Origin of the sequence: uncultured Marinobacter sp., from assembly GCF_947259545.1 — a bacterium.
In the GTDB taxonomy this organism is placed as follows: Bacteria; Pseudomonadota; Gammaproteobacteria; order Pseudomonadales; family Oleiphilaceae; genus Marinobacter.
Genome location: NZ_CAMYMK010000011.1, coordinates 115,499 through 139,918, shown reverse-complemented (window position 1 = coordinate 139,918; position 24,420 = coordinate 115,499). Strand labels below are relative to the sequence as shown.

General features: G+C 59.9%; 19 protein-coding genes. 11 read left to right on the top strand and 8 right to left on the bottom strand.

Annotated features, from left to right (window positions below; translation table 11 throughout):
• The first annotated feature begins 56 nt into the window (after positions 1-56).
• The gene (gene ubiD, locus Q0Y21_RS17445) at positions 57-1,544 is read left to right on the top strand and encodes a 4-hydroxy-3-polyprenylbenzoate decarboxylase (RefSeq protein WP_297798175.1); all 1,488 of its coding nucleotides are present in this window, start codon (positions 57-59) and stop codon (positions 1,542-1,544) included.
• Between the two features lie 13 nt (positions 1,545-1,557).
• Positions 1,558-2,550 carry a 2Fe-2S iron-sulfur cluster-binding protein gene (locus Q0Y21_RS17440; RefSeq protein WP_297798173.1) on the top strand — a complete coding sequence of 331 codons (993 nt, stop codon included), beginning with the start codon at positions 1,558-1,560 and terminating at the stop codon, positions 2,548-2,550.
• Positions 2,551-2,552: 2 nt separating this feature from the next.
• On the opposite strand, the gene Q0Y21_RS17435 is transcribed toward Q0Y21_RS17440, so the two are convergent.
• The 6 genes from Q0Y21_RS17435 to Q0Y21_RS17410 all read right to left on the bottom strand — a co-directional run bounded on the left by Q0Y21_RS17435 (position 2,553) and on the right by Q0Y21_RS17410 (position 8,575).
• Positions 2,553-3,791: a heme biosynthesis HemY N-terminal domain-containing protein gene (locus Q0Y21_RS17435; RefSeq protein ID WP_297798171.1), complete on the bottom strand. Its 1,239-nt coding sequence runs from the start codon at positions 3,789-3,791 to the stop codon at positions 2,553-2,555.
• Positions 3,788-4,903, bottom strand: coding sequence for a uroporphyrinogen-III C-methyltransferase (locus Q0Y21_RS17430; protein WP_297798169.1), 1,116 nt, complete (start codon positions 4,901-4,903; stop codon positions 3,788-3,790). The genes Q0Y21_RS17435 and Q0Y21_RS17430 overlap by 4 nt, the downstream gene beginning before the upstream one ends.
• 27 nt (positions 4,904-4,930) lie before the next feature.
• Positions 4,931-5,716, bottom strand: coding sequence for a uroporphyrinogen-III synthase (locus Q0Y21_RS17425; protein WP_297798167.1), 786 nt, complete (start codon positions 5,714-5,716; stop codon positions 4,931-4,933).
• Positions 5,697-6,638 (bottom strand): hydroxymethylbilane synthase, encoded by a 942-nt coding sequence (gene hemC, locus Q0Y21_RS17420; RefSeq protein ID WP_297798165.1) that lies wholly within the window; start codon positions 6,636-6,638, stop codon positions 5,697-5,699. The genes Q0Y21_RS17425 and hemC overlap by 20 nt, the downstream gene beginning before the upstream one ends.
• A 105-nt stretch (positions 6,639-6,743) precedes the next feature.
• Entirely contained in the window at positions 6,744-7,505 is a 762-nt protein-coding gene (locus tag Q0Y21_RS17415) for a LytTR family DNA-binding domain-containing protein (RefSeq protein ID WP_297798163.1), read from the bottom strand.
• On the bottom strand, positions 7,502-8,575 hold the full coding sequence (locus Q0Y21_RS17410; RefSeq protein ID WP_297798161.1) for a sensor histidine kinase: 1,074 nt from the start codon (positions 8,573-8,575) through the stop codon (positions 7,502-7,504). The genes Q0Y21_RS17415 and Q0Y21_RS17410 overlap by 4 nt, the downstream gene beginning before the upstream one ends.
• A 126-nt stretch (positions 8,576-8,701) precedes the next feature.
• Here Q0Y21_RS17410 and argH point away from each other — a divergent pair, with 126 nt between their 5' ends.
• Positions 8,702-10,108, top strand: a complete 1,407-nt coding sequence (gene argH / locus Q0Y21_RS17405) for an argininosuccinate lyase (protein WP_297798159.1) — start codon at positions 8,702-8,704, stop codon at positions 10,106-10,108.
• A 25-nt stretch (positions 10,109-10,133) separates the two neighbouring features.
• Here argH and Q0Y21_RS17400 read toward each other — a convergent pair whose 3' ends face one another.
• Entirely contained in the window at positions 10,134-12,581 is a 2,448-nt protein-coding gene (locus Q0Y21_RS17400) for an EAL domain-containing protein (protein ID WP_297798157.1), read from the bottom strand.
• 132 nt (positions 12,582-12,713) lie between these two features.
• Here Q0Y21_RS17400 and Q0Y21_RS17395 point away from each other — a divergent pair, with 132 nt between their 5' ends.
• From Q0Y21_RS17395 to Q0Y21_RS17365, 7 genes are all read left to right on the top strand, one after another.
• Complete coding sequence (locus tag Q0Y21_RS17395) at positions 12,714-15,572, top strand: class I adenylate cyclase (protein WP_297798155.1); 2,859 nt, start codon at positions 12,714-12,716, stop codon at positions 15,570-15,572.
• A gap of 88 nt (positions 15,573-15,660) precedes the next feature.
• On the top strand, positions 15,661-15,837 hold the full coding sequence (locus Q0Y21_RS17390; protein WP_297798153.1) for a lipoprotein: 177 nt from the start codon (positions 15,661-15,663) through the stop codon (positions 15,835-15,837).
• Between the two features lie 32 nt (positions 15,838-15,869).
• Positions 15,870-17,120, top strand: a complete 1,251-nt coding sequence (gene lysA, locus Q0Y21_RS17385; protein WP_297798151.1) for a diaminopimelate decarboxylase — start codon at positions 15,870-15,872, stop codon at positions 17,118-17,120.
• Positions 17,121-17,128: 8 nt separating this feature from the next.
• Positions 17,129-18,061, top strand: a complete 933-nt coding sequence (dapF, locus tag Q0Y21_RS17380; protein WP_297798149.1) for a diaminopimelate epimerase — start codon at positions 17,129-17,131, stop codon at positions 18,059-18,061.
• A 16-nt stretch (positions 18,062-18,077) separates the two neighbouring features.
• Complete coding sequence (locus tag Q0Y21_RS17375) at positions 18,078-18,824, top strand: DUF484 family protein (protein WP_297798148.1); 747 nt, start codon at positions 18,078-18,080, stop codon at positions 18,822-18,824.
• A gap of 20 nt (positions 18,825-18,844) precedes the next feature.
• Positions 18,845-19,798 (top strand): tyrosine recombinase XerC, encoded by a 954-nt coding sequence (xerC, locus tag Q0Y21_RS17370; protein ID WP_297798512.1) that lies wholly within the window; start codon positions 18,845-18,847, stop codon positions 19,796-19,798.
• Positions 19,799-19,831: 33 nt separating this feature from the next.
• Positions 19,832-21,319, top strand: coding sequence for a GGDEF domain-containing protein (locus Q0Y21_RS17365; protein ID WP_297798146.1), 1,488 nt, complete (start codon positions 19,832-19,834; stop codon positions 21,317-21,319).
• Here the strand turns inward: Q0Y21_RS17365 and Q0Y21_RS17360 are convergent.
• Positions 21,285-21,518 carry a DUF2789 domain-containing protein gene (locus tag Q0Y21_RS17360; protein ID WP_297798144.1) on the bottom strand — a complete coding sequence of 78 codons (234 nt, stop codon included), beginning with the start codon at positions 21,516-21,518 and terminating at the stop codon, positions 21,285-21,287. The two genes, Q0Y21_RS17365 and Q0Y21_RS17360, sit on opposite strands and share 35 nt — an antisense overlap.
• A gap of 138 nt (positions 21,519-21,656) precedes the next feature.
• On the opposite strand from Q0Y21_RS17360, the gene Q0Y21_RS17355 reads away from it, so the two are divergent.
• On the top strand, positions 21,657-24,413 hold the full coding sequence (locus Q0Y21_RS17355; RefSeq protein WP_297798511.1) for a transporter substrate-binding domain-containing protein: 2,757 nt from the start codon (positions 21,657-21,659) through the stop codon (positions 24,411-24,413).
• Positions 24,414-24,420 lie beyond the last annotated feature (7 nt).

Below are 24,420 nucleotides of genomic sequence, written 5' to 3'. Positions count from 1 at the left end.
TAATAGTCCGCCAGGAGCTTACCTCCGTAGTATCAGAAGCGCGAACGGAGCACCGAATGAAATACAACGATCTTAGAGATTTTATCGGTCAGCTGGAAAAGCTGGGCGAGCTAAAACGCATCAGCGTTGAAGTTGATCCCCATCTGGAAATGACTGAAATCTGTGACCGCACCCTGCGGGCGGGCGGTCCGGCGTTGTTGTTCGAAAACCCGAAAGGTTACGACATGCCGGTGCTGGCCAACCTGTTTGGCACGCCGAAGCGGGTGGCGTTGGGCATGGGGCAGGACGATGTCACCGCGCTTAGGGAGATTGGCAAACTTCTGGCCTTTCTGAAGGAGCCGGATCCTCCCAAGGGATTCAAGGACGCCATTGAAAAACTGCCGTTGTTCCGGCAGGTCATGCGTATGAGTCCCAAGGTGCTGCGTTCCGCGCCCTGTCAGGATGTGGTGGTCGAGAAGGATCAGGTGGACCTTTACCAGATTCCGGTTCAGCACTGCTGGCCCGGGGATGCCGGTCCGTTGGTGACCTGGCCGCTGGTGATCACCCGTGGCCCCCATAAGGAGCGCCAGAATCTTGGGATCTACCGTCAGCAGGTGATTGGTCGTAACCGGCTGATTATGCGTTGGCTCAGTCATCGCGGTGGGGCGCTGGACTTTCAGGAGTTCCAGAAAGCCAATCCGGGCCAGCCCTATCCTGTGGCGGTTGCGCTGGGCGCCGATCCGGCCACCATTCTGGGCGCTGTGACCCCGGTGCCCGATAGCCTGTCCGAATACGCCTTTGCGGGCCTGTTGCGGGGCAGCCGCACCGAGCTGGTCAAGTGTGGTCTCAGTGACCTGCAGGTGCCGGCCAGTGCCGAGATCGTGCTGGAAGGGTTTATCTATCCGGACGACATGGCGCCGGAAGGGCCGTTCGGGGATCACACCGGCTACTATAACGAAGTGGACCAGTTCCCGGTGTTTACCGTGGAGCGGATTACCCACCGCAAGGATCCGATCTATCACAGTACCTACACCGGTCGCCCGCCCGATGAGCCGGCGATTCTCGGGGTGGCACTGAACGAAGTGTTTATCCCGATTCTGCAGAAGCAGTTTCCGGAGATTGTGGACTTCTATCTGCCCCCGGAAGGCTGTTCCTACCGCCTTGCAGTGGTGACCATGAAGAAACAGTACCCAGGCCATGCCAAACGGGTGATGATGGGGGTATGGTCCTTTTTGCGGCAGTTCATGTACACCAAGTTCGTGATTGTCACGGACGATGATGTGAATGCCCGTGACTGGAAGGATGTTATCTGGGCGATGACTACCCGGATGGACCCGGCCCGTGACACCACGATGGTAGAGAGCACGCCGATTGATTATCTGGACTTCGCATCGCCGGTGTCCGGCCTTGGCTCGAAGATGGGCATGGATGCGACCAATAAGTGGCCCGGTGAAACCGATCGTGAGTGGGGCACGCCGATCACCATGACCGACGAGGTCAAACAGCGGGTGGATGACCTCTGGGACAGCCTGGGGATTGAAACTGCGCCGGATCGCCCCGAGTGATAGGAACAACGATGTGTATCGGGTTGTCCTGAAACCGTCCGGACTGGTCTATTCGGTCAGTCCGGAGACAAACTTGCTCGATGCCGCAGCCGATGCGGGCATTGCCGTGCCCGCCGCCTGCCGCAATGGGGTGTGTGAAATCTGCGAAGCCCGGCTACTGGCTGGCAGCGCACTGAACACCCGCAACCAACAGACGATTACGGTCAACGAGCGACTGATGATGTGCAGAACCCTCGCGCTCGGGGACCTGGAACTGGAGATTAACGCCGTTATGGCAGCAGGAACCAATCAGCCTCGCAAGTACCAGGCAAAGGTGGTGGACGTTCGTTCCATCAGCCACGACGTCTACCGGGTCGAGCTTCAGCTGCCTCGCCGTCGAGAACTCTCATTTCACGCCGGTCAGTACCTGTCCGTGAATCTGCCGGATGCCGAGCCCTGCTACTTCTCCATCGCCAGCAGCCCGTCCGAAGCGAACATTGAGCTGCATATCCAGGCCTCGCCGGACTGGGTGTCGGCGCAAAAGGTGATTGAGGCGCTGACCTCGGGTAACGATGTCACGGTGGAACTTCCCCACGGTAAGGCTTGCCTGGCAGCGGCTCCGGAGAAACCGTTGCTGCTGGTAGCGGCCGGCACCGGGTTTGCCCAGATGAAAAGTCTGGTGGACTATCTCAGGACCACCAGCTACGGGCAACCGGTCAAGCTCTACTGGGGCGTGCGCCGCCACGAAGACATGTACCTGCGCGGTCTGGCCCAGAAATGGGAGCAGGAGTGGCCGCCGTTTACGTTTCTTCCCGTAGTGGGCGATGACGAGGATAACGATTGGGCCGGCCATCACGACCAGCTGGTGCGGGCGGTTCTCGCGTCGGGCATGGACTGGAAGAACGTGGAAGTGCATGCCAGCGGGTCACCGACGATGGTGTATACGCTAATGGACGCGCTGATTGAAGCGGGTTTGCCGGAAGCGGCGTTTTTCTCCGATGTCTTGGAGTACGCGCCGAGGGCCTGATGTCAGGCCTTCGGCATCGGCAGATCGGGCAATTCGTTGTCCTTCAGCAGCCCCTGCATCAACAGCTTCACACTGGTGTCCTCTTCGCCCATATGGGCATTGAGCCGGCTCAGTTCCGCCAGGGTCTCGCGACTGCGGCGCAAATGCAGACTGGTCTCGAAATACTCCCTGGCTTTGCCCCACAGTTCGTTTCTCAGGCTCAGGCGCCCCAGTGCCAGCAGCAGCTCGGCGTTGTTGGGCCGGTCTTTCAGCCACTGTTCGGCGATTAGCAGCTGTTCGTCGGGCTTTTTGCCCTTCACGCGACCGTACAGGTTGATCAGTTCGTCACTCCAGTGATTGCGCAGCACCTTCCTCAGAAGAGTCTCCGACTGGGCCTCGTCACCGAGGGCGGCAAGCAGGCGGGCGTATTCGCGAATGGTGTGCTCATCCCGACGCAGCACGCCGGGTAACTCGTCCCACAGCCGGGTCAGGGGTTCGAGTGATGCCGAGTCCGCGCCGGTCTGGCGGCGGCAGTCTTCCGCGGCCCGTTGCAGCAGGTTTTGCCAGACCCTGCGTTCCAGTGTTTCCACTTCGTCCGAGGCGAGGAGGTTGCGCTTGCGCATTTCCGGCAGCAGCTTTGACAGTTCGCGCCAGTCCTCCAGTCGCAGGTAGGTGTTTTTCAGCAGTTTCAGCACGAAGGGGTGATTCGGCGCCTGTTTGCGGAGACGGACCAGGGTCGCGAGTGCCTGCTCAAGCCGGTTGCCCGCCAGTTGCAGTTGGGCCTGGGTAATTCCCACGGCCATGTCTGAACCCGGGGTGCTTTCGAATGCTGCCCGCAGCAGCTCATCGACGGCGTCATGGTCGCCCGACTCGAACGCGGCCTGTGCCGCCGCCAGATAGTTGATCAGCGGGGTGTCGGCATGATTGGCGGAGGATGTCAGCAGCTTGCGGGCCCGGGGCCAGTTGCCCTCGGCCAGCGCCAGCAGTCCCTGGGTGGTGCGGCGACGGGCCCGTCGCTGGTTGCCGCGGGCAAGCCAGCCAGCCATCAGGCCTGTCCCCTGGCGGAAACGGCGTATCAGATTGATGGTGAGTACCGAAAGCACCACCAGCGCCACGAGCAGGGCCAGCCCAACCCAGAAATTGGTCTCGATCAGGTAATGCCCCAGGCTGATGCGGATATAGCCAAGGTCGTATTCGAGCCCCATGGACAGGGCGGTACCGATCAGCAGTGCAACAAGTACGATCAGCAGGAGGCGAATCATGATTCGCTCTCCTCTTCCTCATCGGCGGCGTTGGGGAGCGTGCTCTGGCGTCCTTCCAGCCGGGCTTTCAGCAGCTCCAGTGAACGGCTGATGTCTGGCAGCTGCGGGTCGATGTTCCGGGCCTGAAGTTCGCCCAGGGTCTGGGTGAGCGCAGCTACCTGCGGGTTGGTGTTGTCGTACCAGTCGGTAATAGCGTTACCGGCTTTGGTTAGTGCGCGGTCGTAGAGCTCCTGGTGGCCCCGAAGTACGGCCATCTCCGCTTCCTCCAGCATCAGTTGCAGGTTGAGGCGGGCGTAGGCGCTCTGATCGGGAGAGAGCAGGGGCTTGACGGGCTCGTCCAGGCGGCGAACGACAACCACGTTCGCCAGCGTGTTCTTGACCTTGGTCCAGCCCTGGCTGAGCAGGCCGGGTTCGCCTTCGCGATTGTCGCCAAGGGCTGCATCTGCAGTGGTGACAAATCCTGGCGCCCGTTCATTGACCAGAGCATCGTCTGTCAGTCGGTTAACGCTGTCGATGGCGGCTTCCAGGGTCAGGTAGAGGCCAGTGCGATCCACATCGGCGATGCCCTTGAGGGCGAGGATTTCTTTGGCCAGTTGCTGCCGTACCGGGTAGACGCCGATGTCGTCTGATTCCTTGAGCACATCGTCGCCGGCTTCCAGTGCCGCCAGCGCGCCCCGGATGTCTTTTTCGATAAGCAGTCTCTGGTTGGCAACCCTCAGCAGGTATTCGGCTTCGGCCAGCAGCCAGTCGGTACGGGTGCGGTTACCGGCTTCCAGCAGTTCCCTGGCGTTATGATCAATCTGGCGCTGCTGAGTCGCAAGCAGCTCCCGCTGATCGGCCAGCTTGTCTTCCAGTGCCTGGATCCTCTGGCTCTGTTCGCTGCCCCGTGCGCCATACTGGCTGTCGAGCCGGGACACGTCGCTACTCAAATTCTCCAGCCTCTGCTGCAATGCCTGGCCGTCATTCCATTGCTGCCAGCTCCAGAGGGCGAGTGCGATGATCAGGGCAAGGGCAATCAGTGATATCAGCCACAGGGGCCAGAGCTTCTTCTGAGCGGGCTTATCCTGAGGGATGGCGGCAGGCAGTTGTGTATTTGATTCAGTCACAGGCATCCTTACTTGGTATTTACGGGGCAACCCTCAGCCGTCGAGTTCTTCTGCGACGGTTGCCACGATGTCGTTGTCGGCAAGGCTTTCCGGTATACAGGTTCTGTTCAGCCCGGCCTGACGGGCCTGTTCAGCGACCCGGCTGGCAGGGACCACCAGCAATGTTTTATTCAGATTATGGCCGGTATTCTTACTCAGTGCGATGAGATTGTTCAATGTCTCCCCTGACAGCGTGATCACAGCCTCCGGTAAGAAGCATAGCAGGGCTTTGTCCAGTGTGGTGGCATCGTGGTGTGGCTGATACCGCCGATACAAGGGTAATACGTCAACTCTGGCACCCCGATCACTGAGCGTCTGGTGGATCAGTTCTCGCCCTTCCTCGCCCCGCACCAGCAGGACCCTTTCTTCGCTGATTCGTTGTAGCGAGGGCAGTGCCAGCAGTGCCTCGCTGGTCCAGCCATTACTTGGCATGCGGGGGCTGAGACCGTGGCGGGCCAGCACCGCTGCGGTACCCCGACCCACGCCGTACCAGCGAATCCCCATGGGAAGCTGGGGCCACCAGTTGTCGGCCAGCGCCATGAACAGGGAGGCGGCATAGGGGCTCACAGCGATAACGTGGGAGTAGTGATCGAGATTCTGGATGAGGGTGCGGGTTTCCGGGGTTTCCGGTAAAGGTTCCCGCCCGATTAACGGCAGTACCCGGACATCGGCACCGGCTTCGCGGAAGCACTGGGCCAGCCGGGAGGCTTCGGGCTCCGGCCGGCAAATCAGGATTCGCCGGCCGGCCAGGGAGCGGGGATCAGGTTGGCGTGTGGCCATAGATCTCAGCCAGTACCTTGTCAGCGCCCATGGCCAGGAGATCCTCGGCCAGTTCCCGGCCAAGGCGTTCGCCCTCGGCCCTTGGGGCCCGCCCTTCAACGCGGAAAACCCGGGTGCCATCAACAGCCCCGACCAGACCTCTCAGCCAGACTGTGTCCTTGTCTTCCAGCAAGGCATAGGCCGCGATGGGCACCTGGCAGCCGCCTTGCAGGCGCCGGTTAAGGGCCCGTTCGGCTCTGACACGATCCGAAGTGTCCTGATGGTTCAGCGGCGCCAGCATGGCCAGCAGTTCGGAATCACTCACGCGGCACTCGATGCCCAGGGCGCCCTGCCCGACGGCGGGCAGTGACACGGAATCCGGCAGGCAGTAGCGGATGCGGTCGTGGAAACCCAGGCGCTTCAGGCCCGAGCTCGCCAGGACAATGGCGTCGTACTCGCCGGCGTCCAGTTTAGCCAGCCGGGTGTTGACGTTGCCCCGCAAAACGCGGATTTGCAGATCAGGGCGATAGGCCCGCAACTGGGCTTCGCGGCGCAGGCTGGCAGTGCCCACCACGGCAGCCTGGGGCAGGGCGTCGACGTTGTCGTGGTGGTTGCTGACAAACGCGTCGGTCGGGTCTTCCCGTTCGCAAATGGCGACCAGATCGAGGCCTTCCGGAAACTCCATGGGGACATCCTTCATGGAATGCACCGCCAGGTCTGCCCGGCCATCGAGCATGGCCTCTTCCAGTTCCTTTACGAACAGGCCCTTGCCGCCGATCTTGGCCAGGGGGACGTCGAGGATCTTGTCGCCCTGGGTTTTTATCTTGATCAGTTCCACGGAAATGTTGTCGTGGAGCCGTTCCAGTTCGGATTTGATGAATTCGGCCTGCCACAGTGCCAGGGCACTGCTGCGGGTCGCGATACGCAGAGTTCGTTTTGACATGATGAACGTTGCCGGTTTGAAAAAATGTTGCTCAAGGTTACCTTGAAGCGACGAAAAAGTCCCGCCACGGCACCGTGCTGCCCTGACCTGTGTTCGTGGTCAGCATCAACCGGGTTGATGCTCCTGCAACCATTGCCGGACCGCGCTGGTATGGCGGCGGCTGACTGGCAATTGCCCCAGCCCGTCCCGTAAAACAACCGAGCTGTGGCCATGCCCATCGCGGGTCAGGGCCTGGATGAAGCCAACCCCCACCAGGGTATGACGGTGAATGCGCAGCAATGACTTCGGGTGGCTTTGCTCCAGTTCTTTCAGGGTGTAGTCGGAGACGATCTCGCCCCTGGTGTGGTGAATGGTGACGTATTTCTGGTCCGCCTCGCAGTAGAGGATTGCCCCGATATCGATAAGCTCGGTGCCGCGATGGGTTTTGATGGCGAGTTGGCCACTATCCTCGGCATCGCGGGCAGCAAGGGTTTGCTGCTGGACGCGATTGACCTGGCCGGAACGGGCAAGGGCTTCACTCAGCGCTTCGCGGCGGACGGGTTTGAGCAGGTACGCCGCAGCGCTGACATCGAAGGCCTTGATGGCGTAATGGTCGTAGGCGGTGCAGAAAATGATGGCAGGCGGCTGGTCCAGTTGATTGATAGCGGTTGCCGCATCCATGCCATCGGTGCCCGGCATACGGATGTCCAGTAACAGGATGTCCGGGTCCAGCTCCGCGACCTGGCGCAGGGTGCTGTCGCCGTCCGCAGCCTCGCCGCATACCGTGTAGCCGGGAATGTCCTGAATCAGTCGCCGCAGCCGGTCACGGGCCAGGGGCTCGTCGTCGGCGATGAGTACCTTGCGAATGGTTGGGGCTGTGGCAGTCATGATCCTTTTCGTGATCCTTCGATGTCTGGCCCGGCAGAGTGGTTGGCGCTCCTGCGGGGCAGCCTCAGGGTAACCGTGTATACGTCGTTCTGCTGGCTGTGTTTCAGTACCGCCTCGTCACCAAACAGAGCCTGCAGCCTCGACTGGATATTGGCAAGGGCCATGCGGTTGCCATCGTGCTTGCTGATGGCGGATTCGGGCCGCGGGTTTTGCACCATGATATAGACGAAGGGTCCACGGCTGGACGCTTCCAGCGTCACGGTGCCGCCGTCGGGGCGTGGCTGGATGCCATGGTAGATGGCGTTCTCCAGCAATGGCTGCAACGTCAGGGGCGGGATGGCCTGCTTCTCCAGGTCCGGTGCAATATCCCATTGCATTGTCAGCCTGTCGCCGAGTCGTAAACCCTCAATATCCAGGTAGCGCCGACACAGATCCAGCTCGTCTTTCAGCGGAATCAGGCGGTCACCGGCCCGCAGGCTGGCGCGAAACAGTTCCGACAGGTCCAGCACTGCGTCCTCGGCCCGGTCCGGGTTAACGGCAATCAGACTGGCAATGGTGTTCATGCTGTTGAACAGGAAGTGGGGGTGTATCCGCGCCTGCAGGGCGGCCAGGCGCGCCTGCATTTCCGCTTCCCGCTGCTGCTGCCACTGATGCTGCAGGTAGAAATAGCGCAGTACCATCAGCGTAATGAGCAGCGCCAGCAACAGCTTCTTGGCAATCCCCTGCCAGCCACTGACGCCGGGTTGCGGGTAGAGAACTCCGTCGGCGAACAGGCCAAACGCAAGCACGTCCAGCAAGACAATAATGACCATCGCGAGGGTGGCACGGGTAACACTCAGTTGTGCCAGCCAGCTGCGCAGCAGGCAGATAAGCGCGGCACTGGTGAGTACCGTCCATTGCACGAAGAGGGACAGGAGGCCAAAGTAGTTCCAGTCAATCCAGTCTGCTTTCGCCTGCACAATGGAAAGTACCAGCACCATCAGTTCGCTGGTAATCAGCAGCATGAACACGGCCCGCACACGGCACAGGTCCGGCACATAGAATTCGCTGCTTTTGCGTGGTGCTGCCATCAAACCTCTTTCCTGAACAGGGCGCGCAACAGAACGCACCGGAATGTTATAATCCCGCGACCAACTTATTCACCTCTTCATTCACCCCGCGAAATAATGCCGGGCTGTCAGCAGGAAAGATAGACCATGACGGATCAGAAAAAGTCTGACCAGAGCACAAGCTCCGAAAAACCCTGGGGCGGTCGCTTCAGTGAGCCGACCGACGCCTTTGTTGAGCGCTTCACCGCGTCCGTTGGCTTTGACCAGCGCCTTTACCATCACGACATCACCGGCTCCATTGCCCACGCCACCATGCTGGCGGAGGTGGGTGTGCTGACCGTGGAAGAGCGGGACAGCATCATTGAGGGACTGAAGGGCGTCAAGGCCGATATCGAGGCGGGCACCTTTGAATGGTCCGTCAGCCTGGAAGATGTGCACATGAACATTGAGGCACGCCTGACCGACCGGATTGGTATTACCGGCAAGAAGCTCCACACCGGCCGCAGCCGCAACGACCAGGTTGCCACGGACATCCGCCTGTACCTGCGCGACGAGATTGATGTAATCGCCGAGGAACTTACCCGGCTGAAAACCGGCCTGCTGGACCTGGCTGAGCGCGAGGCCGACACCATCATGCCCGGGTTTACCCACCTGCAAACCGCTCAGCCGGTGACCTTCGGCCACCACTTGCTGGCCTGGTACGAAATGCTGGTACGGGATGGCGAGCGTCTGCAGGACTGCCGCAAGCGGGTCAATGTCATGCCGCTGGGCGCCGCCGCGCTGGCCGGCACCACCTACCCGATCGACCGTGCCATGACTGCGCGACTGCTGGGCTTTGATCGCCCGACCGAGAACTCCCTGGATTCGGTCAGTGACCGGGATTTTGCCATCGAGTTCTGCAGCTTTGCGGCGTTGCTGATGACCCACCTGTCCCGCTTCAGCGAGGAACTGGTGCTGTGGACCTCCGCCCAGTTCGACTTCATCGACCTGCCGGATCGTTTTTGTACTGGTTCTTCCATCATGCCCCAGAAGAAGAATCCGGACGTGCCGGAGCTGGTCCGTGGCAAGACCGGTCGGGTCAATGGTCACCTGATTAGCCTGCTGACCCTGATGAAGAGCCAGCCTCTGGCCTACAACAAGGACAACCAGGAAGACAAGGAACCGCTGTTCGATACTGTCGATACCATCAAGGGCTGTCTCAAGGCCTACGCCGACATGATTCCGGCCATTCGTGCCAAGGCCGACAACATGCGGGTAGCGGCCAAGCGTGGATTCTCCACGGCCACCGATCTGGCGGATTATCTGGTCAAGAAAGGCGTGGCGTTCCGCGATGCCCACGAAATCGTCGGCAAGGCAGTCGCCTTTGGTGTCGCCGAAAACCGCGACCTGTCGGATATGACCCTGGAAGAACTGGCGCGTTTCTCGGACGTCATCGGCGAGGATGTGTTCGATGTGCTGACCCTGGAGGGTTCGGTGCAGGCCCGGGATCACCTGGGTGGTACCGCGCCGGATCAGGTCCGTGCGGCCGTCGCGAGGGCCCGCAAGCAAGGGTAATCCGGTATCGGGAGGAATCGGTGGATCAGCCGCCGATTCGCCCGGTACTCAGATCCACGGTGGCGGGTTTCAGCTCATCTAGAGGTCGTGGCGGGTATAGCCGGAAACCCTGCCCGTAGTGAATGCCCAGTGTGCGCACCTTGCGTAGCGTGTCGTCGCTCTCGATAAACGTGGCGACGGTGGTCTTGCCAGCCGCTTCGGCGATCTTGTGCAAGGCCTCCACCATCACCTGCTGCACCGGATCATCGTGAAGGTGCTGCATCATCTTGCGATCCAGTTTGATGATATCCACCGGCAGCTTTGCCGCCAGACTATAGCTTTCCACTGACGCGCCAGCGCCATCCAGTGCCACCCGGCAGCCGACCCGGTGCAGGGCATCGCACAAGACCGCTACATCGTCCGGGTATTGAGTGGCGTGGGATTCGCGGATTTCCAGGCAGAAGCACTCTGCGGCGAAGGGTGAGCCGGTCAGGATCGATGTCATGAAATCGGCGAACGTGTCGTCCAGCACGCTGGCCAGGGAGAGGTTGAAGCCACAGTATTTCAGCCGGGGTTCCAGCAGCTGATGGTCGGCAAGCCACTGCATGGTCTGTTGAATGACCTGGCGGTCCAGCTGCTTGGTCAGGTCAAAGCGTTCCGCAACCGGCAGGAACTCCGCCGGTTGCAGGGCAGGTTGATCTGATGTTTTCCCCGGAATCCGTGACAGGATTTCAATGTGCTCGCCCCAGGTTGCACTGGCCACGGGCCGAAGTGCCTGGTACTCGAGAATCAGCTGTTTGTTGTCCAGGGCGCTGCGAATCTGCGCCACCCGTTGGCTGGCAACACCGTCTTCCGGACCAGGGGCGATGGCCTGGGCGGCGTGTATACGATTGCGCCCGGAGGTTTTGGCCGTGTGGCACAGGTCCGCGGCCTGACTCAGCAACTGCTCCGGATCGTCGGGCGTGTCTTCGGCCAGGATCAACAGTCCGCCGCTGGCGGTGGTTTGTAACTGATTGCCCTGCCAGTCGAAGTTGAAGCTGCCGATCAGTTCCAGAATGCTGTCGGCAATCTTGCGGGCCTGGGCTTCGGGGCAGCTTTCAATCAGTAGGGCGAAGGTGTCCCCGGACAGCCGCGCCAGGGCATCACGCTGGCGCACTCTGACGCCGAGGTTGCTGGCGAGCTCTCGCAGGTAGCGGTCACAAGTGCCGCCGCCTGCCTCTTTGTTGATGAGTTCAAAGTCATCCAGATCGAGATACAGCAGCGAGTCAATGGTATTTTCGCGCCGCGGCGGCCTGATCAGTCGTCCGAGTCGCTCAGTAAAGGCCTTGCGATTCATCAGGCCGGTGATCGGGTCATGGTGAATGCGGTATTCCCGGCTGGACGCCTGGTTGAGCCTGGAACTGATGTCCTTGCCCACGTGCACCGCGCCGGTCACTTCGCCGTGTTCGTTGACCACCCGCTGGAAATGAAATTCATAAACCGGGAGGTCACGGTTTTGTTGGGCCAGGGGCATTTCCACCACAAAGCCGTCCCGCTCCAGTGCGCGGTTCCACAGCCGTTCAATCAATCGACGCTCGTTGGGATACTCCTGCAGCAGTTTGATCAGGTTTCCGCCGGGGCGAGGCAGCTGGCCGAAGGTATACGCGAACTGACGGCTGAAGGCCTGGTTGAAGTAAACGAGATTCAACTGCCGGTCCACGCTGGCGACCAGATCGTTGGTGGCGTTGGCAGTGGCCGCCAAAAGCTGCTCTGACTGCCGGCGAGCCTGCTCTTTGCGCATCGTACTGGTGTGGTCAACCACTGTGCCGCCGATCTTGTGGATGCGCCCATGTTCTCGCACGATGGCTTTGCCGGTGATCTCTACCCGGCGGTACTGCTGTTTCGCTGTCAGCAGGTCGAAGCTGGCGGAAAACGGCTGCCCGCAGCGAATGCAGCGTCGGAACAGGGCGCGTATACGGTTCTGGCCGGTCTGGCAGTAGAACAGGGCCTGCTCCGGGGTGATGTCGGCGCCGGGACGGAGTTCGAGCAGGGTGTAGAGTCCGTCGGTCCAGGTCAGGTTGTTGTTGCGGATATCCAGCTCCCAGATACCGAAGTCAGCGGAGGATTCCGCCAGACGCATCAACTGATGGTCCATGGGCGCGGTGTCTCGCAGTGAGATATAGGCGCTGGCGGCCTGGTCCGAGTCCTTGACGTCGATCCGGAGACTGAGGCTTGCGGTAAAAAAGAAACCTTCCTTGTGACGGAAGGTGATCAGCACCGGTTCCCCGCTTTCCATGCGGTGCCGGTTGGCTGGGGCAAAAGGATCGTCCTGCCGCGCGGCAAGAATGCGATGCACCGGCTGGCCCTCGAGCTCGCTGGAATCGTAACCGAGCACCACTTCTGCGCTCTGGTCTGCTGACGTCACCACACCCTCGTCGTCTATGCGGACCAGGGTGCGACGATCCGCTGCCAGGGGATTGTCTGAGCGATAACGACGGATAAAGAATTCTTTCACGACGGGGAGCCTCAGCCAGTTTTGCTACGGGAGTGTACAGAAACACCCGCTTTTATTTTTTTGCCGGTTTTGCCACGATGCGTCCATCATACTGATAATGACAACGGAAAGAACCTCTCTCGCGGAGCCGCCTTGAGCACCCACAATCCCCCTATCACCCTGGATTTTGAAGAGGGTATTGACCGAAAAACTCTGCGACGGCTGAGGGATCGGTTCATCGCGCTCAATCAACAACGCTGGGAGCGGGCGCACTCGGCCCTGACCTATCGACAGCAGGTGGTGCTGGATGTGTTGCCGTTGGTGTTCCACCTTAATCATCCTTCCCTGCCCGGGTACCTGGACAGGGATTGCCCCTATGGCCTCAGCCACTATAAACCGTCCGCGCCGACACTGAACGCCGCCCGCCGACTGGCGCGAGCATTCTCCCTGAAGGACGAAGGAAAAAGGAAACCGGACCTGGAAGCGTTGTTCTTGATGGGCAGCCCCGGGACCCTGGGGCATTCGGTGGCCAGTGATCTGGACGTCTGGCTGTGTCATCGCAGTGATCTGTCAGCGCGGAATGTGCAGTGTCTGGAGCGCAAGGCGGACAAGCTTTCGGCCTGGGCTGCCAGCTTCGGTGTGGAGTTGCATGTGTTCGTGTTCTCTGTAGAAGACTGGCGAGCCGGGCGGCAACGCGCAGAAGTGACGGGGGAGAACTGTGGCAGTGCCCAGCATTACCTGCTGCTGGATGAGTTTTACCGCACCAGTATCCACTTGGGTGGCTGTTACCCGCTGTGGTGGCTGATTCCGGCCAGTGAAGAGGAGAACTACGAAGCGTGTGCCCGGCAACTGGTTGATTGTCGTTTCATCAAGGGGAGCGACTACATCGATTTCGGGGCCGTGCCGTCGGTTCCCCCGGAAGAGTTTCTGGGCGCCGGGGTATGGCAGCTGTACAAGGGGATGGATGCTCCCTGGAAATCGATCCTCAAACTGTTGCTGACGGAATGTTATGCCCTGGACAGTGAGCAGCCCCTGTTGTCGCGGGTGTTCAAAGCCGCCGTGTATGACGGTGAAGCCAGAGCTGACCGACTGGATCCATATATATTGCTGTATCAGCGTCTGGAGCGCTGGCTGTTAGCCATGGAAGCGCCCCAGAGACTGGATCTGGTGCGCCGCAGCTTGTACCTCAAAGCCGGCCTGCCGTTATCACGCACCGAGCAGGGCGTAGACAACTGGCGGGTAAGACTGCTGCAGCAACTGGTGGATGAATGGGGCTGGTCCCCGGCGGTATTGAGAAACCTGGATAATCGTCACCAATGGCGTGCCGAGGACGTCATGACGTTGCGGCGAACCATCGTGTCCGAGCTGACTCACAGTTACCGTCTGCTATCGCGACTGGCCCGGGAGCACGGCACCCGAGCGGCGATCAGCAGCAACGATATGAACCTGCTGGGTCGTAAGCTCTACGCTGCGTTTCAGCGCAAGGCCGGCAAGATCGAACTGATCAACCCCGGGCTGGCACCGTCCCTGGGGGAGGAGAATCTGGCGTTTCATCATCAGTCCGGGCAGGGGGAGATGCCGGGGCAGGACGGTTGGCTGCTTTACCGGGACCTGGAGGATCCGTCCGATGCCTTCTGGCAACCGGTGATCCGCCGCACCGGTAATCTCACTGAGCTGATGTTGTGGTGTTACTGTAACGGTTTGCTGACACGAACAACCCGGCTGAATGTGAGGTCGGGTACCAGTACCGCGTCAGTGGCCGAGCTGAGGGAGATGCTGGATGCACTGGCAGCCTTTATTCCGTTTCCCCTGGCACCCGCCAGCCGGGAGGCGTTGTCCCGTGGCGTCAAACCCCTGCGGAACCTGTTGTTTGTCAATGTGGGCGTGGATCCCCAGGCTCACCTGACCGAGCGGGGGTTGCACAAGCTCAGTGCCCGCCACGATTCCCTCGGCTTCAGCGGGGGTCGTGACAATCTGGTGGCGACTATTGACCAGGTGGCCCTGAACAGCTGGCACGAAGTCAGTTTGCAGCACTACGCTTCCGGTGACACCCTGATCCAGTGCCTCAAGAACGTGCTGGCGTCAGTGGCGTCTGCGCCGGCGGATCTGCCAGAGATCCAGGTGCACAGTTATAAAAGTGGGCACGGGGCGGCTATTGCTCGCCGGGTTCAGGAGCTTTTTTCCGACGTTCTGCGCCATTTCTTCGCCGGAGGCGTCGGGCCCCACCCGCTGCGATACGTCATTGAGATGGACCGGCGCTATTTCCTGCTGCAGTTCAGCGGCATCGAACCCGGTTTTGTCGCACTGGGCAGCGCGGAAGCGTTGATAGAGCAGTTGGCCCGACCGCAGGAGCGGTACGTGCCGGTAGTGTTTGACCGCCATGCGATGCTGGATGATCAGCCCCTGCGTGCTGTGTGTCAGGCCAGTGAGCCGGCAAGTATTCAGGTTTTCTTCCGGGTGGTCGGCAATCGCGCAAAGCTGTGGGTGGTGGACGAGCGGGGCTCGATTTTCATCTGGGATCAGGGCTACAGCAATCGGCGTTACCTGCTGGTGCCGCTGTTACGGTTTCTGGACAATCTCGTGGAGCGACGCCAACTGCGCCAACTGGACAGTCCGGTAGGGATCGCCGGCATCCACTGTTACGAGGTGGTGTACCGGGATGGGCAGTGGAAAGCGGAAAGACGGTTCGACGAAGATACCAGTGTGACCCTGCCCGGGCTCGAGGTGCAGGCGATTGGCGTTCAGGAAGGTGACCAGCACCTGCGGTTCGATATCTTCTGTGGCGATCAGGAGTTCAGCGTACAGGAATACGGGGACCAGCTGATTCCCGCGGTGGCTCACTATATTCGTTCGTTACGCCAGACCGGTGAAACCTACCCGGTTTACCTGACGGATGTGCACCTGCCCCATGATCTGGATCCGCACCTGTATCAGCAGGACATACAGACCACGCAGTATTTGTATTACCGGTCGTCACTGGAAGCATCCCTCAATCGTCATTTGATGGCTTAGAAGTTATACCGAGGCGCCCCGGGCAGTCTCGCCCGTTGGTAGCTGAGTCAGGTATACTGCGCGCATATCTCAAACAGGGGCAAGTTCCGTGCAGACATGGAAAACAGTGAGTGTCGGGCTGGTACTGGTCAGCGTAATGGCCGGTTGTGGCCAGAAAGGACCATTGTACCGGGAAGTGCCGGATGAAGCGGCGGCGGAGGCCGTCGGGGAAGGCCGGAACAATGGCCCGGACAGCCGTCAGGATGAAAAGCCGTCGGCCCGCTGACCCATTGCCCCGTCAACAGAATCAGGACTTTCATGGACCATTTTAACTATCGCAACGGCGAGCTTTACGCCGAGGACGTACCGGTCAGCGAAATTGCAGAGCGTTTCGGGACCCCGACGTATGTGTATTCCCGCGCCACACTCGAGCGCCATTACCGGGCCTACGACGATGCGCTCAAGGGTCGCCCGCATCTGGTGTGTTATGCGGTAAAGGCCAACAGCAATCTGGCTGTGCTGAACGTATTGGCCCGCCTCGGTGCCGGTTTTGACATAGTTTCGGCTGGTGAGCTGGAGCGGGTGATTCACGCCGGAGGTGACCCGGCCAACGTGGTGTTCTCTGGCGTGGGTAAGCAGGAATGGGAAATGAGGCGGGCGCTGGAGGTTGGCGTGCGCTGTTTCAACGTGGAGTCGGATACCGAGCTGGACCGCCTCAACACGGTGGCGGGAGAGCTGGGCAAGCAGGCGCCGGTTTCTTTGCGGGTGAATCCGGATGTGGACGCCGGCACCCATCCCTACATCTCGACGGGCCTGAAGGAAAACAAGTTCGGTATTGATATTACCGAGGCGCCCGAGGTTTATGCTCGCGCTGCGGCCATGCCCAACCTGAATGTGATTGGCGTGGATTGCCACATCGGGTCACAGCTGACCACGGTGTCGCCGTTCCTGGATGCGCTGGACCGGGTGCTTTCGCTGATTGATGCGCTGGCGGAGCAGGGCATTGCCATTCGTCACCTCGATATGGGCGGCGGCCTGGGGGTTACCTACGACCAGGAGCAGCCACCGCAGCCGTCGGATTACGTTAAGGCACTGGCCGAGCGCCTGGGCGACCGTGATCTCGAGCTGGTACTGGAACCCGGCCGTTCAATTGCGGCCAATGCCGGTATCATGCTGGCCCGGGTGGAATTCCTGAAATGCACAGATCATCGTAATTTTGCCATCATCGATGCCGCCATGAACGACCTGATCCGTCCGGCACTCTACAGTGCCTGGCAGGCAATCATCCCGGCGGTGCCCCGCCAGGACGGCGAGGAAAAAGCCTGGGATCTGGTTGGCCCTGTCTGTGAGACGGGTGATTTCCTCGGCAAGGACCGCAAACTGCGTCTGCAGGCGGGAGACTTGCTGGCGGTTCGATCCGCGGGTGCCTACGGCTTTGTGATGAGCTCCAACTACAATAGCCGCAACCGGCCACCGGAAATCATGGTGGATGGCGATCAGGTGCATGTCGTTCGTCGCCGCGAAACCCTTGAAGACCAGCTCGCTCCTGAAAGCTGTCTGCCAGGATGAATGCGGCGATGGGCAAGCGTGATGATACGAATCATACCCGCCGTGGGCAGGGGCCATTGATGCGATTTACCAAAATGCACGGTTTGGGTAACGACTTCATGGTCGTGGATGCCATCAGCCAGCCGTTCCGGCTGCGTCCGGACATGATTCGGGAGCTGGCGGACCGCAATTTCGGGATTGGTTTTGACCAACTGCTGGTCGTCGAACCCCCGGGGTTGCCGGACGTGGATTTTCGCTATCGGATCTTTAACAGCGACGGCTCGGAAGTGGAACAGTGTGGCAATGGCGCCCGTTGTTTTGCCCGTTTTGTCCGCGATCAGCGCCTGACCAACAAGCGGGTAATCCGGGTCCAGACCGCCAAAGGCGTGATTGAGCTGAGGGTTGGTCGTGATGGCCTGGTGATGGTCAATATGGGGGTGCCTGAGCTGAATCCGCCTGCCATCCCGTTCGCCGCTGATCGCCGTAAGGACATCTACACGGTTGAGGTGGATGGCCAGATTGTCGAGCTCAGTGCCGTTTCCCTGGGCAATCCCCATGGCGTCCTGGTGGTGGACGATGTCGACAGCGCACCGGTGGAAACCCTCGGGCCGAAGCTGGAGAATCATCCCCGCTTTCCGGCCCGCGCCAATATTGGTTTTCTGCAGGTCATTGATCGCAGCCACGCCCGCTTGCGGGTGTTCGAGCGTGGTTCAGGTGAAACCCTGGCATGCGGTAGCGGGGCATGTGCAGCGGTCGTTGTCGGGTGCTTGCGGGGGCTGCTGGATTCCCGGGTGGAGATCGAGTTACGTGGGGGCAAGCTGATCATCGAATGGCAGGGGGAGGGGACCCCTGTTATGATGGAAGGCCCTGCGGCCAGTGTGTTTGAAGGCCAGATTCGTCTGCCCGGAGACAGTTCCGGGCGGCGTCGTAAAGGTAGTCGACCGGCAAAACCAAGGTCCTGACGATCAGGAGATCAGCATGACAGAACAAACGGCCCAGCAGAAGGCCGAGGAGCTCACCGGGGAACAGGTCGCGGAGTACCTTCGTGCCCATCCCGACTTTTTTGTTGAACAGGATGAGCTCCTGCGCAGCCTGACCCTGCCCCACGACAGTGGTCGAGCCATTTCACTGGTGGAACGCCAGGTTCACCTGTTTCGTGAACAGCGGGATACGCTGAGGCGGGAGCTGGTGGAACTGGTCTCTATCGCCCGCCACAACGACCGCCTGTTTGAAAAGAGCAAGCGCCTGCTGATGCAGGTGATTGAGGCTCGTAACCTCAATGATATGGCTTCCGCCATTGATGACAGCATCCGGGGTGACTTCGGTCTTGATGCGGCGTCGGTGATCCTGTTTACCGATTCGGAATTGTCGCTCGCGTCTCAGGGGGCCTTGCATGTGGTGCCACCGGCACAGGCCAAGGAGCGTCTGGGTAGCCTGCTGGATGGCGAGCGTGCGGTGTGTGGCCAGTTCCGCGAATCCGAGCGGAATTTCCTGTTCCCCGACCGGGAGGAGCCCATTGCCTCGGTGGCCCTGGTGCCGCTGCGTCACGATGAACTGCTGGGTGTCTTTGCGGTAGGCAGTTGTGAACAGGGCTACTTTGACCAGAGCATGGGATCGCTCTTCCTTACCTACATCAGTGACACCCTGAGTCGTCTGTTGCCACCGATCGTGCAGCGTCACACCAGTGCGCCCCCAGTGGCCGGTGTGGTTGCGGAGTCGCGCTGACCGTGACCGTTTCCGGGGAGTTGGTGGATTTATCTGATTCCCTGTCCGCGCCGCTCGCGGACTTCCTTCGTCATCTGTCTTCGGAAACGCGACATTCTCCCCGCACCTGTGACAGTTACCAGCAGGACATGACACGTTTTGGCGCCTGGTTAATGACGCATCAGGTTGATGATTGGGCTGACGTCACCAGCCACGACATGCGCCGTTATGTGGCATGGCTCAGTCGCGGGGGGCTGAGTGGCCGCAGTATTGCCCGGCATCTTTCGGCGATCCGTCGCTGCTACCAGTATCTTCTGCGGGAAAAAAAGGTTCGGGATAATCCGGCGGTTGATATCCGTGCGCCAAAATCCGGCCGCCGGCTGCCGAAGGTGGCCGATGTGGATCAGCTTAACCATCTGTTGGACGCCAATCCCGACGACCCTCTGGAAGTCCGTGATCTGTGCATGTTCGAGTTGATGTACTCCTCGGGTTTGCGATTGTCCGAGCTTGCCGGACTGGACCTGAGCTCTGTGGATCATCAGGGTGGGGAAATCCGTGTGCTGGGGAAGGGCAGCAAGGAACGTGTCTTGCCGGTTGGTCGTAAGGCCCTGACGGCCTTGCGTGCATGGCTGTCGGTTCGCGCCGGGCTTGCCGCGGAGTCGGAGCCGGCCCTGTTTGTCAGTCAGCGGGGTGGGCGACTCAGCAACCGCAGCATTCAGTCCCGCCTGAGTCGCTGGGGCCTGGTCAAGGGTGCTGAGCAGCGGCTGAATCCGCATATGCTACGCCATTCGTTTGCCAGTCATCTGCTGGAATCCAGTGGCGATCTGCGTGCGGTTCAGGAATTGCTGGGCCATGCGGACATCTCCACCACACAGGTCTATACTCATCTTGATTTCCAGCATTTGGCTCGCGTGTATGACCAGAGTCACCCCCGGGCCCGTCGTCGTGATGGGCCAGACAGGGATGATGCCTGGCCAGCTCACGCAGACCCTTGAAAGGTTTGAACGTTCACTATTCAGGAGAGCCCAATGGCTTCGGATCGGTCCTGGAAGGACAAGTACCTTCAGGAACTTGAATCATCAGAACAACGGGAGCAACTGTGGAAAGCGGAAAGGAATTCCCTTGAGCGGATGCTGGTGCGCACCTGTCTTGCCTCAGAGGGTCAGACCCCCGAGCTTGACCGATTGCTGATTCGGGTGCGCAAGGATCTGCGTAAAGGTAACCTGGACCTTGAGAAATGGCGTTCCCTTCAGGAGCAGATTGATCGCCAGGTCACGCTTCTGGATGATGATTCACCGAAAGCCAGGTCTGGCAACGGCCGGTTTTATCAATCCCGGAAGACTGTTGATGTACCTTCTGATTCTGAACCTTCCCCGACCGTCACTGTTGGCGATGAAAACGATCTGGCAACCATTCACGCCCAGAGGCTACGGATTGCCCGGCGGGTCGGGCAGCTGTTGGGGCAGATGATATACCAGGTCACCCTTGAGCCGGCCGCTGAAGCCCGGGCCCGCCAGCTTCAGAAGTCCTTGTTGGAAAGTGAAAGCTGGGACGTGTTGAGGGAGGGGCTCAACAGTGTGGCTGATCTGGTTATTGCCGCGATTACCCGCAGTCAAAGGGAGTTTGAGGCCTTTCTCAAGAAGCTCGATGAGCGGCTGGTATCCCTGCGTCAGCATTTCCAGAATCAGTCAAACGCCCAGGAAGGGCGTATGGACGCCTCCAGGGAACTGGATCGCGAAATCCGGCGGGAGCTGGAAACTTTCGGTCGAAAGATCGATTCCTTCGCCGACTTCAAGGAACTGAAACTTTCCGTGACGATGCACCTGGAGACGATCGGCGGTGTGGTCGAGCGTTTCCGGGAACAGGAGTCGGAGCGGGAGAAGAGTTATTCGCAGCAATTGGAGGTGATGCAGGAAAAGCTGGCTGCGGTGGAGGCAAATTCAGAGCAAATGAGGGAGCAGATTCGGGAAGAGCGGGCAAGAGCGCTCACCGATCTGTTAACCCAATTGCCCAACCGTGAGGCCTGGCAGGAGCGCCTGGGCTTTGAATACAGCCGCTGGCAGCGTTACCGTCAACCGGTGAGGATTGCGGTGCTGGATATCGACCTGTTCAAACGGGTGAATGATTCATTCGGTCACAAGGCCGGTGACAGGGTCCTTCAGATGGTGGCGAGGGAGTGTCAGAAGCGGCTCAGAACCACAGATTTCATTTCCCGTTTTGGTGGCGAAGAGTTTGTTTTGCTGTTACCGGAAACCTCAGCGGAAGATGCCAAACGTGTGCTTGACGATCTGCGAGGCTACATTGCTGCGCTGCCATTTCATTTCCAGGGTGAGCCCGTAACAATCACCTTCTCGGCTGGCGTCGCCACCCTTGAAGATGGCGATACTGAAGAAACGTTATTTGATCGGGCGGACAGGGCATTGTACGCCGCGAAAGACGCAGGGAGAAACCAGGTCCGCCTTGCGATTGAGGTTGAGGGTGTCAGTGCCGCATCCGGGCATCAAGCTCGTCAATGATTTCGGCCCAGTCAGAATCGTCTTCCAGCCCTTCCTCCAGAAACTGGGCCTGACTCTCCGACCAGAACGGTGCATCCTGCAGCGCAACTTCCGAGGGCAGGGGCGAATACCTGGAGATAAAATCCTCAATGCTGGCGCTGTCAGAGGCTAGTCCAAGCTGTTCGAACAGTGTGCTGAATGTGTGCTTGCTGGTATCCATCTCTGTCGTCTCCTTGCATTGCTTACGCTTGAATGAAATCCGGGAGATTTGCAGGTATTGTTCTGAGGCTCCTTTAAACTTTAGCGGAACCGTTGAGGATATCCAGTGAAGGCCGCCTTGCAGGGTTTGTTGTTTTTAATGTGTCTTTGGGCGGCGACGCCATTGCTGGCGGACCCTCCGCAGCAATCGCCGGCTCCTGTTCTCGGGGCCAAGGACCTGGAATGGCTGTCGACGCAGGATCAGTTCCAGGTGGGGCTGTCCGGTGGCCAGATCCCCCTGGTCTTTGACACCGGCGATGGGGTGCTGGCGGGCATCTACATTGATTATCTGGAGCGGCTGTCAGACAAGTTAGGGGTGGAGATGGTACCGGTCTCCGCCAGTACGACGGCGATAGCGGCGCAGTTTGACGCTGGCAGTCTGGACGCGCGACTGGTGGCCCGCAGTCCGAGGCAGCCCGACCCTGAAGGTCGATCCGTAACTGCACCGCTGATGAGCCTGACTTACGGTTTGTTTGTCAGTGCCGGGGATGCCGGTATCCGAACGCTGTCGGATCTGGAGGACAGTCGGATCGCCCTGATTGCGGAAGACAGTAACCAGTACCTGTTACTGGACCCGGTGGACAGCTTCACTCCGGTTCCCGTGGCGAGTATCGGCGAAGCCGTCAGCATGGTGCTGTCTGGTCAGGCCGATGCCTTTCTTGGCCCGGTTCCGGTCGTATCCGATTATCTGCAATCGGCAATGATCAACGGCATCGGACTTGCCCTGCTGCTGGATCAGAAGCCGGTTGATGTTGTACTCGAGGTTGACTCGGACAACGAGCAATTGCTGAGGGTTCTCAATCGCGCTGTGGCGGCTATCAGCCATAATGAGCATCGCACCATTCGCCAGTCATGGTTGCAGACCGATCTGCCAGTTGCGATCAAAGACGGCATTGCGCTGTCCAGTAACGAGAAGGACTGGCTGAAGCGAAACCCCAATTTGCGAGTCGCCTTTCGTGACGACTGGCCGCCGTTCGAGTTTACCCAGGATGGCCGGTCCTCGGGGCTGGTGCCGGACCTGGTATCCCGGCTGGAGAGCCAGTTGAATGTCCGTTTTCAGCGCGAGGAAACGTCGGACATAATCGAGGCGGAAAAACAGCTTCAGGATGGCGAGGTGGACATACTGCCTGCCTTCAACCGCACGCCCCGGCGTAGTAACGATTTCCTGTTTACCCGCACCTACCTCACCGTACCCGTCGCCCTCGTCATTCGTGACGATGGACGCTTTATCGGCGATCTTCGGGAGCTTCGATCGGAAAGGGTGGGGGTGGTCAACCGTCATGCCGCCCACGACTTTCTGTTGATCAACCATCCGGATCTCGACCTGTACCCGATGGACAACGTGGAGGATGGTCTGCTGTCGCTGTCCAATGGCGATCTGGATGTCATGGTGACCCACATCCCGGCCGTGAGCTACACGGTCGCGCGTCTGGGACTGTCGAACCTGCGAATCACCAGTATCACCCCGTATCAGTATGAGTTGAGCCTGGCGGTCAGCAAGGACCGACCGGAGCTGCAGCGCATTCTCAATAAAGCTCTGGGCAGCCTGGACGCGGCGGAGACCGAAGCCATCTACAACCGCTGGATTCATCTGGATATTGAGCAGGCAACGGATTACACGGTGGTACGGCGGGTGGTCGGTATTGCACTGGTGGTGGTGCTGATTTTCCTCTACTGGAACCGCAAACTCTCGCGGGAGGTGGACGAGCGGATACGCTCCGAGAATGCGCTGCGCCGCAGTGAGGACGAGTTACGCGCGGCCAAGCTCGAGGCGGAGCGGCTGGCGCGGGAAGCCGAGACTGCCAGCCTGGCCAAGAGTGAGTTCCTGGCCAATATGTCCCATGAAATTCGTACCCCGATGAATGCCGTCATCGGATACAGCGACCTGCTGAGCGACAGCGTGAAAGACCCGCAGCAGCGGAATTACCTGGATGCCATCCGTGCCGGCAGCAGGAGCCTGCTGATGCTGATCAATGACATTCTGGATCTGTCCAGAATCGAGGCCGGGAAAATGCGCCTGGATTATTCTGCGGTATCGGTACGCCGGCTATTGGGCGATGTCCGTCACATATTCGATCTAAGGGCACGGGAACAGGGCATTACCCTGGAAGTCAGTGTGGATTCAAAGATGCCCGCGGCCATGATGCTGGATGAAACCCGCCTGCGCCAGGTGTTGTTCAACCTGGTAGGTAATGCCATCAAGTTTACGCACGAAGGTGGGGTGACCGTGCGCGCCACGGCGATCCCGGTATCCGATGCCCGGCAAAAGTCAGGAACCGGCGAGGAAGGCAGAAAGGTGTATCGGCTGGAGGTCACAGTCCGGGATACCGGGATCGGTATTCCGGCGGACCAGCTGGAACGGATTTTTGATGCGTTCGAACAACAGGAGGGGCAGAACAGTCGCCGCTATGGTGGTACCGGGCTGGGCCTGGCCATCAGCCGCAAACTGGCGCGGATGATGGGGGGAGAGCTTACTGTGGAGAGTGAGCCGGACAAAGGCTCCACATTCACGGTGACACTGCCCCGTGTTGAGGCGACGGTTGAGCAGGCTGATGATGAGAGTGAGCCGGAAGAGTCCGAGCGCTTGCTGGCCCAGACCCTGAGCATGCAGGAGCGAGGCTGGTTGCGGGAGCAGTTGGCCCGCGATTTTGGCGATGAGTGGGAAGCGGTCAGGGAGAGTGGCGACCCCGAGCAGATGCGCGACTTTGCCAAGCGTGTCCTGGCGTGGGGCGAACGTTTCCGTTCACCGTCGGTAACCCGTTACGGCGAAAAGTTGCTGGCCGATGTCGAAGCTTTCAACCTTGATGCAGTGAACAGCGCACTGGAGGCATTTCCCAGGCTGCTGGGCCGGGAGTAGGTTTTCG

What these genes read in the sequence shown, in the direction of transcription:
- hemC (WP_297798165.1), bottom strand. Translation starts at nt 6,638, where the DNA reads ATGTCAAAACGAACTCTGCGTATCGCGACCCGCAGCAGTGCCCTGGCA.
- Q0Y21_RS17435 (WP_297798171.1), bottom strand. Translation starts at nt 3,791, where the DNA reads ATGATTCGCCTCCTGCTGATCGTACTTGTTGCACTGCTGATCGGTACC.
- Q0Y21_RS17355 (WP_297798511.1), top strand. Translation starts at nt 21,657, where the DNA reads ATGTGTCTTTGGGCGGCGACGCCATTGCTGGCGGACCCTCCGCAGCAA.
- Q0Y21_RS17375 (WP_297798148.1), top strand. Translation starts at nt 18,078, where the DNA reads ATGACAGAACAAACGGCCCAGCAGAAGGCCGAGGAGCTCACCGGGGAA.
- Q0Y21_RS17365 (WP_297798146.1), top strand. Translation starts at nt 19,832, where the DNA reads ATGGCTTCGGATCGGTCCTGGAAGGACAAGTACCTTCAGGAACTTGAA.
- lysA (WP_297798151.1), top strand. Translation starts at nt 15,870, where the DNA reads ATGGACCATTTTAACTATCGCAACGGCGAGCTTTACGCCGAGGACGTA.
- Q0Y21_RS17415 (WP_297798163.1), bottom strand. Translation starts at nt 7,505, where the DNA reads ATGACTGCCACAGCCCCAACCATTCGCAAGGTACTCATCGCCGACGAC.
- Q0Y21_RS17410 (WP_297798161.1), bottom strand. Translation starts at nt 8,575, where the DNA reads ATGGCAGCACCACGCAAAAGCAGCGAATTCTATGTGCCGGACCTGTGC.
- ubiD (WP_297798175.1), top strand. Translation starts at nt 57, where the DNA reads ATGAAATACAACGATCTTAGAGATTTTATCGGTCAGCTGGAAAAGCTG.
- Q0Y21_RS17360 (WP_297798144.1), bottom strand. Translation starts at nt 21,518, where the DNA reads ATGGATACCAGCAAGCACACATTCAGCACACTGTTCGAACAGCTTGGA.
- argH (WP_297798159.1), top strand. Translation starts at nt 8,702, where the DNA reads ATGACGGATCAGAAAAAGTCTGACCAGAGCACAAGCTCCGAAAAACCC.
- dapF (WP_297798149.1), top strand. Translation starts at nt 17,129, where the DNA reads ATGGGCAAGCGTGATGATACGAATCATACCCGCCGTGGGCAGGGGCCA.
- Q0Y21_RS17430 (WP_297798169.1), bottom strand. Translation starts at nt 4,903, where the DNA reads ATGCCTGTGACTGAATCAAATACACAACTGCCTGCCGCCATCCCTCAG.
- Q0Y21_RS17425 (WP_297798167.1), bottom strand. Translation starts at nt 5,716, where the DNA reads ATGGCCACACGCCAACCTGATCCCCGCTCCCTGGCCGGCCGGCGAATC.